At 62.0% G+C, this 12,650-nt stretch carries 10 protein-coding genes and 1 other annotated feature; of the genes, 5 read left to right on the top strand and 5 right to left on the bottom strand.

Features of this window, described 5'->3' with window-relative positions; all coding sequences use genetic code 11:
* Positions 1–91 precede the first annotated feature (91 nt).
* On the top strand, positions 92–673 hold the full coding sequence (locus GYH34_RS19860; protein WP_161915329.1) for an HD domain-containing phosphohydrolase: 582 nt from the start codon (positions 92–94) through the stop codon (positions 671–673).
* An 80-nt stretch (positions 674–753) separates the two neighbouring features.
* On the opposite strand, the gene GYH34_RS19855 is transcribed toward GYH34_RS19860, so the two are convergent.
* Positions 754–1,632 (bottom strand): LysR family transcriptional regulator, encoded by an 879-nt coding sequence (locus GYH34_RS19855; RefSeq protein WP_161915328.1) that lies wholly within the window; start codon positions 1,630–1,632, stop codon positions 754–756.
* A gap of 101 nt (positions 1,633–1,733) precedes the next feature.
* On the opposite strand from GYH34_RS19855, the gene gstA reads away from it, so the two are divergent.
* The gene (gene gstA, locus GYH34_RS19850; protein ID WP_161915446.1) at positions 1,734–2,351 is read left to right on the top strand and encodes a glutathione transferase GstA; all 618 of its coding nucleotides are present in this window, start codon (positions 1,734–1,736) and stop codon (positions 2,349–2,351) included.
* Positions 2,352–2,419: 68 nt separating this feature from the next.
* Here the strand turns inward: gstA and GYH34_RS19845 are convergent, their stop codons facing one another.
* The gene (locus GYH34_RS19845; RefSeq protein ID WP_161915445.1) at positions 2,420–3,331 is read right to left on the bottom strand and encodes an AraC family transcriptional regulator; all 912 of its coding nucleotides are present in this window, start codon (positions 3,329–3,331) and stop codon (positions 2,420–2,422) included.
* A gap of 122 nt (positions 3,332–3,453) precedes the next feature.
* Between GYH34_RS19845 and GYH34_RS19840 the strand changes: the two genes are divergently transcribed.
* Positions 3,454–4,419: an SDR family NAD(P)-dependent oxidoreductase gene (locus GYH34_RS19840; protein ID WP_161915327.1), complete on the top strand. Its 966-nt coding sequence runs from the start codon at positions 3,454–3,456 to the stop codon at positions 4,417–4,419.
* 449 nt (positions 4,420–4,868) lie between these two features.
* Here GYH34_RS19840 and GYH34_RS19835 read toward each other — a convergent pair whose 3' ends face one another.
* A complete protein-coding gene (locus tag GYH34_RS19835; protein WP_161915326.1) occupies positions 4,869–6,755 on the bottom strand; it encodes a serine protease in 1,887 nt (628 codons plus the stop codon).
* A 128-nt stretch (positions 6,756–6,883) separates the two neighbouring features.
* The gene (locus GYH34_RS19830; RefSeq protein ID WP_161915325.1) at positions 6,884–7,156 is read right to left on the bottom strand and encodes a hypothetical protein; all 273 of its coding nucleotides are present in this window, start codon (positions 7,154–7,156) and stop codon (positions 6,884–6,886) included.
* Between the two features lie 569 nt (positions 7,157–7,725).
* Between GYH34_RS19830 and GYH34_RS19825 the strand changes: the two genes are divergently transcribed.
* Together GYH34_RS19825 and GYH34_RS19820 are read left to right on the top strand one after the other, a co-directional pair.
* Positions 7,726–9,789 carry an ATP-dependent helicase gene (locus GYH34_RS19825; RefSeq protein ID WP_161915324.1) on the top strand — a complete coding sequence of 688 codons (2,064 nt, stop codon included), beginning with the start codon at positions 7,726–7,728 and terminating at the stop codon, positions 9,787–9,789.
* Between the two features lie 166 nt (positions 9,790–9,955).
* Complete coding sequence (locus GYH34_RS19820) at positions 9,956–10,978, top strand: WD40 repeat domain-containing protein (protein WP_161915323.1); 1,023 nt, start codon at positions 9,956–9,958, stop codon at positions 10,976–10,978.
* A 186-nt stretch (positions 10,979–11,164) separates the two neighbouring features.
* On the opposite strand, the gene GYH34_RS19815 is transcribed toward GYH34_RS19820, so the two are convergent.
* Positions 11,165–12,402 (bottom strand): IS3 family transposase gene (locus GYH34_RS19815; protein WP_197745470.1). Its coding sequence is split into 2 segments (ribosomal slippage): positions 11,165–12,105 and positions 12,105–12,402, totalling 1,239 coding nucleotides; the frame shifts between segments, so codons are not numbered across the junction.
* Positions 11,996–12,112 (bottom strand) — a sequence feature (AL1L pseudoknot). (Overlaps the previous gene by 117 nt.)
* Positions 12,403–12,650: the final 248 nt, after the last annotated feature.

The following is a 12,650-nucleotide window of genomic DNA, read 5'->3' as shown; positions in this document are numbered from 1 at the left end:
TCCCACTGACGCTTTCTCGAATTTGTCCAGGCGAATAGCGGAGTCGGAGCAATCTACGCCGGGGCTCGGGCTGGCTTTCCACTCATACAGGGTGAGCGCTCTGGTCGCGCATCTCGCGTCCGTCATCGGCCATGAAGCGAGTGCCGCTCAGTTTTCTCGAGCCGCTTACTTTCACGATCTCGGGAAACTGGCGGTGCCGACCAGAATCTTGATGTCTCCGGACGTCCTAACATCCGACGAGCGCGCGATTGTCGAAACGCACGCGGAGAGCGGCGCGGATATTCTCGCCTCCTCATCGGATCCAGACGGCGCTTTGGCCGCCGATATTGCGCGATGGCATCATACGAGATTCGATGGCTCGGGCTATCCCAAGGGGTGCGTCGGAAGCGAAATCCCACTCGCGGCGCGAATTACCGCCGTGGCGGATGTGTATGACGCCTTTCGTTCGAAACGAAGCTATAAGCCCGAGGAGACCAACGACAGCGCTTTGGCGCGAATGCGCACTATACAAAGAGCCGGCCCAGGATTTACGTTCGACCCACGAATATTGGAAGCGCTTTTCGATACCAACAGAAACGTCAGTCTTCTTTGGGACGCGGCGGCGCTCCGCGCAATAACCGATTCTGATAGGAACGGCCCGAGCGGGGGGCCGCATCGCCGCCTGCGGGCATGAGCAATTTACCGTCCTCGCCAAGCCGGCTTGCGACGAAAAATCGCGTCAGAACCGTCATGAGCCCGCGCGATCGTCCTGCGCTATGGCGAGGTCGGCGCGGCCGAGCGACGTGCCACCTCGACGAACAGGTTTCCGGCCCGGGAGAGCGGCCGCATTGGCGAAGCGACGAGTCCGAACTCGCGATGCAACGGCGAAGCGAGCTTCGAAACCCGGAAGCCGCGGCGCTGTTCCGGCAACGTGGATTTCGGCACGAGGCTAACGCCCGCGCTCTCCCGAACCAGGGCAATCGCGCTCGCCCAGTCGCGCACCTCGATCTCAACGTTCTGGAGCGTCAATCCTTCCGCGTCGGCAAGCGAGCGGGCGTTCGTATGGCACCCGCCGGTGGCGAGAACGAAGGGCGCGGCTGCCAGTTCGGCCAACGAGACCGAAGGTCGCCGTGACAGGGGATGCGCCGCCGGCAGGATCGGAACCCAGGCATCCCGTCCGAGCGGAACGGCATTTCTGGCAGGAGACGGGTTGAGAACGACGCCGAGGTCGATCGATCCCGCCGCGAGCCATGCCTCCACTTCCAGGTCGTCGGTTTCGAGCGGCACGAGATCGATGCCCGGATGGAGCGTGCGAAAACGCCGAAGCAAAGGCGGAAGGAGCGTGGCGAATACGCTCGGGAAGCCCGCCAGACGGATGGCGCCGGTCTCTTCGCCGATCAGCGCCATTGCCTCCCTTTCGATCGCCTCCAGATGCGAGAGCGCCGTACGCGCATGGTCGAGCGCGCGCTCTCCGAAGGCGGTCAACGCGACGCCCCGTGGCTGGCGGACGAGCAGTTTCACTCCCAGGCTCTCTTCGAGCGCGGCTAAGGCTTGGCTCATCCCCGATTGGGTGACGCCGAGCTTGTCCGCGGCTGCGGTGAAGCTGCCGGCATCGGCGACGGCGATCAGGCTCTGGAGTTGGGTCAGGTTCATAGTAGCTATACTTATACTAGAAAAATATTCGAGTAATTTTTATTATGCCACGGGAACTGCGAGTGTGGGTGGCGATCTTCCCCCTCAGTGAGGTCCCAATGATGAAGCTCTATTTTGCGCCCGACACCTGTTCGCTTTCGCCGCACATCGTGCTTCAGGAACTCGGACTGCCCTACGAGCTGGTCCGCGTGAACAATCGGACGAAACGCACATCCATGGGAGAGGACTTCCTCGCCATCAACCCGAAGGGCTATGTCGCGGCACTCGAACTCGATACCGGCGAGGTTCTGAGCGAAGGGCCGGCCATCGTTCAGTATCTGGCCGACCTGATGCCGGAGGCGGCATTGGCTCCGGCCGCCGGTACGCTGGCGCGGGTTCGGCTGCAGGAATGGCTCAACTTCATCACCAGCGAGGTCCATGCCGGATCGAGCCCGCTGTTCAATCGAGCCTTGCCAGAGGAGGCGCTAGCGATCTTCCGGGACCGGCTGTTCCGGCGCCTCGACTTCATCGAGGTGAACCTCGCATCTCGGGATTATCTGGTGGGCGACGGCTTCACGGTCGCCGACGCCTATCTTTTCACCGTGCTCGGCTGGATGAAGGGGTTTTCGATCGATCTCGACCGTTGGCCGGCGACCGCTCGCCATATGCAACGGATCGGCGCGCGGGCGTCCGTCCAAGCTGCTTTGGCACGGGAGGCGGAGATTCCTCCCGTGGAATGACACGCAAGTTCGACTTCGACCCGTTTATCGGAGAGCGGTCAGCGGATACGGCGCGCGGCAGAAAAGATTCAGGGAGCGTCGTCTCGTCGGAACTTTCCCGGCGCACAGCCAACGACCCGCCGGAAGGTTGTGCTGAAGGCCGCTTCGGATTCATAGCCGATGGAAAAGCCGATCTCCCCGACACTGTCGTTCGTTCGCTTGAGCCGTTCAGCCGCGAGTACCATGCGCCAGCGGATGAGATAGTCCAGGGGCGGTTGTCCAACCGCTTCTCGGAAACGCGCTGCGAACGTGCTGCGCGACATGCCGGCGATGGCTCCCAGTTCCGCAAGCGTCCAGTGGCGAGCGGGCTCGGCGTGCATGGCGCCGAGCCCTCTCGTCAGCCGAGGATCGGACAGCGCCGACAACCATCCGGCGGGTTTGTCCGTCCCGGAGGCGAGCCAGAGCCGCAAGACCTGCAAGAGCATGATCTGGGCGAGGTGCTCCGCCATCAGCATTCCACCTGGAGGTCGATCTTTCAGTTCCGCAGCCAGTTGCTCCAGCGACCAGCGCAGAACGGCAGCCTGGTTCGAGGCGTCACGCACATGAACGATGGCTGGCAAGGCCCCGAACAACATTCCGGCATGATCGCCGTCGAAAGAAAAACGGCCGCCGATCAGGAAGAAGTCGCCGCCGCCGTTGCAGGTCGCGATGCCGTCGACAGCCTGATCATAGATGGTGGGAGATTCGATCGGGGGCAATGCGAGGTCCGTCGCGAAGAGGAACGGTCGGCCGCGCGTGAGCAGGAAGCAGTCGCCGGCTTCGATCCGTCGCGGTTCCAGCTCCCCATCGACCTGAACCCAACAGGCTCCGCGCATGACCGCGTTGAACTTGATGCCTTCATGTGGGGGAAAGCGGATCGCCCACTCACCGCCGGCGTCGAGGCCCGCGCTGATCGCGCTTTTCGGCTTCAGAAGCGACAGAACATCGGACAAGGGGTCCACCACGAAGATCCAGACGATCGAGAAGGAAAAGTGGACTATACGGCATGGATCGTGCGGACACCACGGATCATCTTTCACGAGAGCAAACGTGCGGGCGAAACCGCACCTCTCGGAGAGACACCATGATCGACAATCAGAAACCACTCGGGTCCGGCTTTGGGGCAAGAAGCACCGCGACGGATGTTCTCGCCAATATCGATCTCACCGGTAAGCGCGCGATCGTCACCGGAGGCCATTCGGGGCTCGGCTTGGAAACGACGAGGGCGCTTGCCGCTTCTGGAGCCCAGGTCATCGTTGCCGCGCGCAATCCAGCGGCAGCGGCGGCAGCTACGAAGGACATCGTCGGCGTGACGGTCGAGCCGTTGGACCTGTCGCACCTCGACAGCGTGCGCGCCTTCGCCGAGCACATCCTCACCGGTGGCCAACACATCGATATTCTGATCAACAACGCCGGCATCATGGCCTGCCCGGAGGCGAGGGTAGGACCAGGCTGGGAGGCGCAGTTCGCCACCAATCACCTCGGGCATTTCACGCTGACAAACGCGCTTTGGCCGCTGCTCGAAGGTGGTGCACGTGTCATCTCGGTCTCTTCGGCCGGCCACCACAATTCGCCAATCCGTTGGGACGACCTTCATTTTGTTGGCGGCTATGACAAATGGCGCGCCTACGGCCAGTCGAAGACGGCGAATGCGCTATTCGCCGTCCATCTCGGCCGGCTTGGGCGCGAGGCCAGCGTGCAGGCCTTCTCGCTTCATCCCGGAAAGATATTCACGCCGCTCCAGCGGCATCTGGCGCAGGCGGAGATGATCGCCGAGGGCTGGCTCGACGCGAGTGGTGCGCCAGCCGACCCGACCTTCAAGACGGCAGCCCAAGGCGCAGCGACGCAAGTATGGGCCGCGACCTCGCCGATGCTCGACGGTCTTGTCGGTCTCTATTGCGAGGATTGCGATATTGCCGTGCGCGCCGAGACTGCAAATGAACCGTTCGTCGGCGTTCGAGATTACGCCGCCGATCCCGATCAGGCCGAGCGGCTCTGGACGCTTTCGGCCGAACTCACCGGCATCGATGCCTTCGATGCATCAAGGTGATGCCATGGACCTGGGCGGCACCAAAGAGCGTGACAAGAGCGAAGACGCAGCCAGTTACGCCCTTGCGACATCGCTGTGGGGCCGCTTCGCGCTCGCCGACATGGGGTCTGTTGAGACTTACGCCTCGCGGCGTTCGATTGCCAAGCGCTTAGCGGATCGGAGGCGTGATGCGGCGGCGAGCGCACAATGGCCAGGAGGTTATCGATCGCAAGAGCTATCCGGCGCGGCGAACGTCCGCGAAATTCAGGGAAAGCGGACCCTCCGGTCGTCCGCGTCGAATGGCCGCTCCTGGCGCTTCTGGCACCCACGCGGGGCTTCAGTTTGAGCCAAAGTGGTCGTAGGCCGAAAAAACGCGTCGGGTTCAGATAAGCTCAAAGCTTCGCCGGCTAGACTGTGGCCAATGACAAGGCGTCACACCTCCTGAGGGGTTAACAAAGAAGGTATTCATATTAGCGTTTGCACTCAACTTGGCCTGTAAACGACTTGGCGCGGTCTGCGAGATCGGCGGGGGAAAGCTTGGCATCGTCTATTTTTGCCTCAATCAATGTAATACCTTGAGCCTCGGCAAATGTCCGGACGACGTTTGCCTTGATAGCGAAGTTCACATTCTGGGCGAAGTCGTCGGTGGCTGCCGCTACTTTAAGAACGTCCAATTTCGACACCACTACGCCTGCTATGGCGCCGGTTTGATCGAGCAGAGGGCCGCCACTATTGCCCGGCTGCACCGGTGCCGATATCTGTAGCATGCGAGTGTCGTCATGAATTCCGGCGAGGCCAGTTATGTTACCCAACGTAAAATTTCCGTGCGTCGTGAGAAGACCGCTTAGCGGAAAACCGAAAACCGCGATCTCCTCCCCAAGGCGGACTCGAAACCTGAACGCGGCGGGAGTCACTCCGAAATCATCGGGTTTCAATATTGCAAGGTCGTTCGTGGTATCGCGTGACAATAATCTCAGCGCGCGCGGGCCATCCGAGCCATAGACCAGGCGGATGGAAGCGCAATTTTCGACGACGTGCGCGTTGGTCAAGATGTGGCCGTTCTTTGAGATGAAAAAGCCGGTGCCCGTGACGGATCCCGAATCAACAGGTTTTTTCTGTTCCGGCCGCGACGCAATAGGCGGTGACTCGCTGCTGTGCGTCTCGGCTGAAGGAGCGGGAGGCGAAGAGAAGTAGCTGTTTTTGAGAAGGTGCGCCCGCAATGCGTCCGGGAAGGAAACGTTGCGCTTTTTCCCGTCAGGGCACCTGTCTATGCTTACGGGAAGAAGGCATTCTTTTAAGGGCCACTCAGAATTGCGATCGTGGCTTTTCTGCATTTGCCGCCAGGCTTCGTCGAACTCTCCGAGTTGCGCCTTAGCCGCCACCCAGCCCGCGAGAAAACCATTAGAGCCCCACATTTCCGGGCTTTGGGTCGCCCAGCCCTCCATGCGCTTGAGCGCGCGCCGCAGATAAGGACGGGACGTCGCGTCGAGCGTGACGTCTCTTAATGTCCCTCCGGAGAGGCGGAAAACTTTGGGCGGAGTGGCGGAGGCTGCGTAAGAATCAAATGCATAAAGAAAGCTGTTGTCGTTGCTCAAAAGCTCGACGGCGCCATCGCCATCAATGTCTTCGAATGAGTAGCCATCGCCGTCGAGAGTCTGTGCGTCGATAATGCGCCATTTGCCGGTTCCGGGGTCGGTGGTGGCGATCTTGGTGACCGTGCAGCAATGCGCTCCGCCCCAAAAATAAGAGAACACGACCTGCGGCGTCGGGCTGGACGGGTCCAGTTTAATGATGCGGGCTCGCGAAGAAAGGGTCTGGCCTTCGGCCGCGGCATTTTCATTAATTCGGGCGAAAAATGCTGGCTTCCCGTCTAGCTCCCCGCGAATCGTCGGTTCGCGGTTGCCCTGCTTGTCATGCAGACTGGAGAGGACGACGGAAAGATTTCCGAAAGTCATTCGGGTCGGCTTTTCACCTTTGTACTCAAGCACGGCCAGAATGGGGGAGGGCGGTGCCTCGAAGACTGTTTCGACGTAACGCTCCCCGCGCGAAAGGTATGCGTCCTGGGGCAGCCATAGCCGTGGCCCCAGCGCCGCCCTTGCCTTTTCGATCGACGGCACGGCGAGAGGTCCAACAATGACGGCGAACCAGTCTTTCGCCCCCCGCACGACGCGCACTCCACTAACACTTTGCGCAAAGTTTCGCGCGAGATCGATTGCCTCCGTCTTATCCTGCTTCGCTCCAAGGACGACCCAACGCTCGGTTCCCTCCAATCGCAACCCGGCGGCGTGTGATGGGGACAAATCGGAAATTTGAAGCAGACAGGCGCAGACGATCGCGAGAGCGGAATTCTTTCTCATGGTCTCGGGCTTGTACGTGGAGGGGCTTTTGCCAGAACGCTGATAGCAAAGATAGCGCGAGAATGTCTCACAGGCCGAAAAAAATCAATCTACAACCACTTCCCGTCTCAAGAAGACTAGAATGCAGGCTATGAGAGATATTTCGTCTTTTCAAGGAGCGAGTGCAGCCAAAGCGACGCGAACGGCGACGCCACCACCGCTTTGACGAGCAGCTCTAAGTCGACAGGCATCATGAGGCCCACAGGCGGACTCTCCATCGACAGGCGTTTGAAGATGGCGCGGACCTCTGCCTCGTGGGCCAGAGATTTGCGTTTGACGTAGATGCGCTCGTGAAGACTTGCGAATGCGGTTTTGAAGTCGACATACGGAACGTGTCCGATTTCGACGTCGGTGGAGTCCACGGCAATAAATCGCTCTGCGAGGATCGAAGGCGCATGCTATGCGGAAGCGCGCGGGCGCCGCAACTGCTCGGCCCGTTGAAGGACGCCCGGCATTCAAATCCGGAAAACGAACGCGAGCGCCGCGCAAAAATCTTCGCCGCGATCGCAAGTCTCCGCGATCTCGACTTTGTGGTGCAGAATCTTTCCCATGGAGGCGACGAAGCGCGGCTGGTCTCCCGACACGTGAAGCTTTCGACCGACGTGCGTTATCGACCGAACTCTATGTGCTCCATTAGGTAGAGTTGCCCTTGTGAGTTTGTTGCAAGACGTCTGCGTCAAATGAATGTCGCCGCGAGCAGGAAGTGAAGAACCAGACCCAGTCTGCATGGCATTCGGATCTGAAACGGAACGGAGTCGGGCCTATCGTCTCGCTACGGCGAGTTTCCGGGAAGGATTCCGCGTCTGGCGCTTCACGGAAATTCGAACCGGGCCGCCAGCTCGCCCCATCCTCCCCCGACACACGCCGCCATTGCGAACAAAACAAGAATTATGGTTCAGTCCGCAGGCCCGCTCACGCCACCGATTCGCCCATGACCTCCGTCGCCTATCTCGAAAAGCTCAACGCCGAACAACGCCGCGCCGTCGAGCACGGCCTCCATGACGGCTCGTCGGCTCCCGCCGGCGGCCCGCTGCTGATCATCGCGGGCGCCGGCTCGGGAAAGACGAACACGCTCGCCCATCGGGTCGCGCATCTCATCGTCCGGGGCGCCGATCCGCAGCGCATGTTGCTAATGACCTTCTCCCGCCGCGCCGCCGCCGAGATGGTTCGCCGCGTCGAGCGCATCTGCGCCGAGGCGCTGGGCTCCAAAGGCGGCGGCGATGTCCTCGCCTGGGCCGGCACGTTTCACGCGATCGGCGCGAGGCTGCTGCGCGAATACGCCAGCGCCATCGGCCTCGACCCCGCCTTCACCATTCATGATCGCGAAGACTCCGCCGATCTGATGAATCTCATCCGCCACGAGCTCGGCTTCTCCAAGACCGAGACCCGCTTCCCCACCAAGGGAACGTGTCTCGCGATCTACTCCCGCGCCGTGAACGCCGAAATTCCTCTCGAGCAGGCGCTGCTCGGCGCCTTCCCCTGGTGCGCGCGCTGGCACGAGGAGCTGCGACGCTTGTTCGCCGCCTATGTGGAGGCGAAGCAGGCGCAGAATGTGCTCGATTACGACGATCTCCTGCTCTATTGGGCGCAGATGATGCAGGACGACGCGCTCGCCGAGGAGATCGGCGGCCGCTTCGATCACATTCTCGTCGACGAATATCAGGACACCAATCGCCTCCAGGCCTCCATCCTGCTCGCCTTGAAGCCGAAGGGCCAGGGGCTCACCGTCGTCGGCGACGACGCCCAATCCATCTACTCCTTCCGCGCCGCCACGGTGCGCAATATTCTAGAGTTTCCGAAGAGCTTCACGCCGCCGGCGGAAATCGTCACGCTCGATCGCAATTATCGCTCGACCGAGCCGATCCTCGCCGCGGCCAACGCCGTCATCTCGCTCGCCGCCGAGCGCTACGCCAAGATCCTCTGGACCGAGCGCCGCTCATCGGAGCGGCCGCAGCTCGTCGCCGTACGCGACGAGAGCGATCAAGCGCGTTTCATCGCCGAGCGCGTGCTCGAGGCGCGCGAAGCCGGCATGACGCTGAAGCAGCAGGCGGCGCTGTTCCGCGCCTCGCATCACAGCGCCATGCTGGAGCTGGAGCTCGCGCGCCGCAACATTCCCTTCGTGAAATTCGGCGGGCTGAAGTTCCTCGACAGCGCCCATGTGAAGGATGTTCTCGCTTTGCTGCGCTTCGCGCAGAACCCGCGTGATCGCGTCGCCGGCTTTCGCATTCTGCAAGTCCTGCCCGGCGTCGGCCCCTCCTCCGCGCAGAAGATTCTCGATTTCCTCATCGAGCGTCCGGACCCGCTCACCTGCCTCGCCGAGGCGCCGACGCCGCCACGCGCCGGCGAGGATTGGCGCGACCTCGTCGCGACGCTGCAAATGCTGCATGCGAGAGAGGGCTGGCCGGCGGAAATGGAAGCGGCGCGCCGCTGGTATGAGCCGCATCTCGAGCGGCTGCACGAGGACGCGCCGAGCCGCCTCGCCGATCTCGTGCAGCTCGAGCAGATCGCCGCCTGCCATCCCTCGCGCGAGCGCTTCCTCACCGAGCTGACGCTCGACCCGCCGGACGCGACCAGCGACGAAGCCGGCCCGCCTCTGCGCGACGAGGATTATCTCATCCTCTCGACGATCCATTCGGCCAAGGGGCAGGAGTGGAAGTCGGTTTTCGTGCTGAACTGCGTCGACGGCTGCATCCCTTCCGATCTCGCAACGGGCACGGCGGCGGAGATAGAGGAGGAGCGCCGACTGCTCTATGTCGCGATGACGCGCGCGAAGGACAGCCTGCGCCTGGTGACGCCGCAGCGATTTTTCACACATGGCCAACCGGCGCAGGGCGACCGGCATGTCTACGCAGCGCGCACGCGATTTATTTCGGCGGAGATACTGCGGCATTTCGAGTGCGTGAGCTGGCCGGCCGCGGCGGCGTCGAGCGAGCGTCTCGCCGGGGCTGGCCTGCGGGTCGATGTGCGGGCGAAGATGCGGGGGATGTGGGGGTGATCGAAGAAGACGAAGATGAGGAAGCTGTAGAAGTAACGTGTCGTCTGCGCTGCCTCTCGACGGCGCGCCATTCTTTCGTGAATGAACCTAGGGACGCTCGCGCGGTTGGCCTCCCACGAACAATTCAGACTTGAGACGATCAATGTCTTTCGAACGAGCATTTCTGGTGTCGGCCCTGACAGTTGTGACGTCGTTCAGCGCCTCCGGCGATGAAGTCAATACGTCGGCGCAGGCGATCATTGCGAAAGAAACTAGCCGCCAAGTGATGCGCTTCCGCAGCGAAATCGAAAGCAGCAGCGTCTCCCCGGAATTGCTCGCACAATCGAACAAGCTGGGCGGCGTAATCCATTCGGTCGCGTTTTCTCCAGACGGGCAGACGCTTTTGGCTGTTTCGGTCGATGGGGTTGCGTCCTTGCTATCCGCTTCAGACGCGAAAGTCGTTCATAGTGTTCCTGATCGGGAGTTTGCGCAGTACGGTGGGGTATATTCCCCCGATGGGAAACGCTTCGCGACTTGCGGCGACAAAGGCGCTCGCATTTTTTCGCTAGATAGCATGAAGCCACTGGTGACACTCACTGGCCACACGATGCTCGTCCAAGGCATCGCATTTTCGCCTGACGGCGCGAGGGTGGCGACCGCATCGGCAGACCGAACGGCAAGGATTTGGAACGCCTTCACCGGCGTTCCCGAAGCGACGCTCTCGGGGCACAGTTTCTTTGTGAACGCAGTTGCCTTTTCGCCCGACGGCAAGCGTATAGCGACCGCATCTTGGGACAAGACCGCGAGGATTTGGGATGCTGCGACGGGAGAGGAAATCGCGGCGCTCTTGGGCCACACGGCCCCAGTGGATTCAATTGGCTTTTCACCCGACGGGGCGCGCCTCGTCACCGGGGCGGAGGATGGAAGCGCGCGAATCTGGCAGATTGCCTCCGGCAAGCCTGTCTTCGAATTGGGTGGGCATATTCCACCACATGTGATCGCGGCATTCTCACCCGATGGAACGCAGTTGGCGACTGGAGCCTTTTTCGACATTGCTCGCTTGTGGCGCGCCTCAGATGGTAAGAAGGTGGCGACGTTTTATGGCGGTCTGCCGGGCGGAGTTATTTTTGCGTTGGCGTTTTCTCCCGACGGTCACCGTCTTGCCGTTGGAACGTTCGAGGGCGTGGTCCAAATCTGGGCCGTCCGCTGATCTGGAAGCCGGATTGGGGGGACCTGGGCCTTTCGGCGAGCCTTTCGAAGAGGATGTGGATCATTTGGCCCGACGCTATCCAAACCTCTGGCGACGATTCGGAGCCGAGCCGTTGGGCTGACGCATTCATTGGATGATCCCAAGCACTGAACCGCGCCGGGATCGCCGGAGGCCATTTCGTCTGCGTCACGCCGCCATGGCGGGCTCCTCGAGTTGCGCATAATAGCGCGCTTCGGCTTCTGCCGGCGGAATGTTTCCGATTGGCTCCAGCAGTCTGCGATTGTTGAACCAGTCGACCCACTCGAGCGTGGCGAACTCGACCGCCTCGAAGCTTCGCCACGGCCCCTTTCGCCAGATCAGCTCGGCCTTGTAGAGTCCGTTGATCGTCTCGGCGAGCGCGTTGTCGTAGCTGTCGCCGACGCTGCCGACCGATGGCTCGACGCCGGCCTCGGCGAGGCGCTCGGTGTATTTTATAGAGACGTATTGAACGCCGCGGTCGCTATGATGGACGAGACCGCCGCCGTGAACCGGCCGACGATCATGCAGCGCCTGCTCGAGCGCGTCGAGCACGAAGCCCGCATGCGCCGTGCGCGAGGCGCGCCAGCCGACGATCCGCCGAGCGAAGGCGTCGATCACAAAAGCCACATAGACGAAGCCTTGCCAAGTCGAGACATAAGTGAAATCGGACAGCCATAGCGCATTCGGCCGCGCCGCCCGAAATTGCCGGTTCACCTTGTCGAGCGGGCGCGGAGCCTTGCGGTCGCTCACCGTCGTTTTGACCGGCCGGCCGCGCACGATCCCTTGCAACCCCATGCTCCGCATCAGCCGCGCCACTGTGCAGCGCGCGACCTTTTCGCCCTCCCTGTCCAACTGCCTCCACACCTTGCGCACGCCATAGACCTGGAAGTTCTCATCGTAGACGCGCCGTATCTCCTTGCGAAGGACCGCGTCCCGGCGCGCTCTGGCCGAGGCTTTCGCAGGGTCGCGCCGGCGCGCCGCATGCGCCCAATAGGTGGAAGGGGCGATCGGCAACAGCTTGCAGATCGGCTCGACCCCGTGCGTCTCCCGATGAGCGTCGATGAAGGCGATCATTGTTTCGAGCGGCGGTCGAGCTCCGCCGCCGCAAAATAAGCCGACGCCTTGCGCAGGATCTCATTGGCCTGCCGCAGCTCGCGGTTCTCCCGCTCCAGCGCCTTGATCCTCTCGCGCTCATCCGTCGTCGCGCCAGGGCGGGCGCCCGAGTCGCGCTCCGCCTGGCGCACCCAGTTCCGCAACGTCTCGCCCGTGCAGCCGATCTTCGCCGCGATCGAGGCGATCGCCGCCCATTGCGAGGCATGGTCGCCGCGGTGCTCCAGCACCATCCGAACCGCCCGTTCCCGAACCTCAGGTGAAAATCTGTTCGATGTCTTCTTCTTCGTATCCATGGCCCCATCCAATCAAGAGTTGGAGCCTCCGGCAATCCCGGCGCGGTTCACACAGATCGAACCTTCCACTCTTGGCACCGCCCGGCCGTTGGGAACGGTGAACGAGGAACTCTGGCGCATCCTCGTCATCGACCACCGCTTGCGGGCAGCCGGCTACTCGCTGGGATCGCCAACGAAAAGCCGCAGTGACCAAATACCCAGCGGGGGCGGCGCTGGTCCGCCCTGTACTTGCGGGTTAGACATTCTCC

Origin of the sequence: Methylosinus sp. C49 (assembly GCF_009936375.1) — a bacterium.
Classification (GTDB): Bacteria; Pseudomonadota; Alphaproteobacteria; order Rhizobiales; family Beijerinckiaceae; genus Methylosinus.
This window is presented reverse-complemented; position numbering and strand designations above follow the sequence as displayed.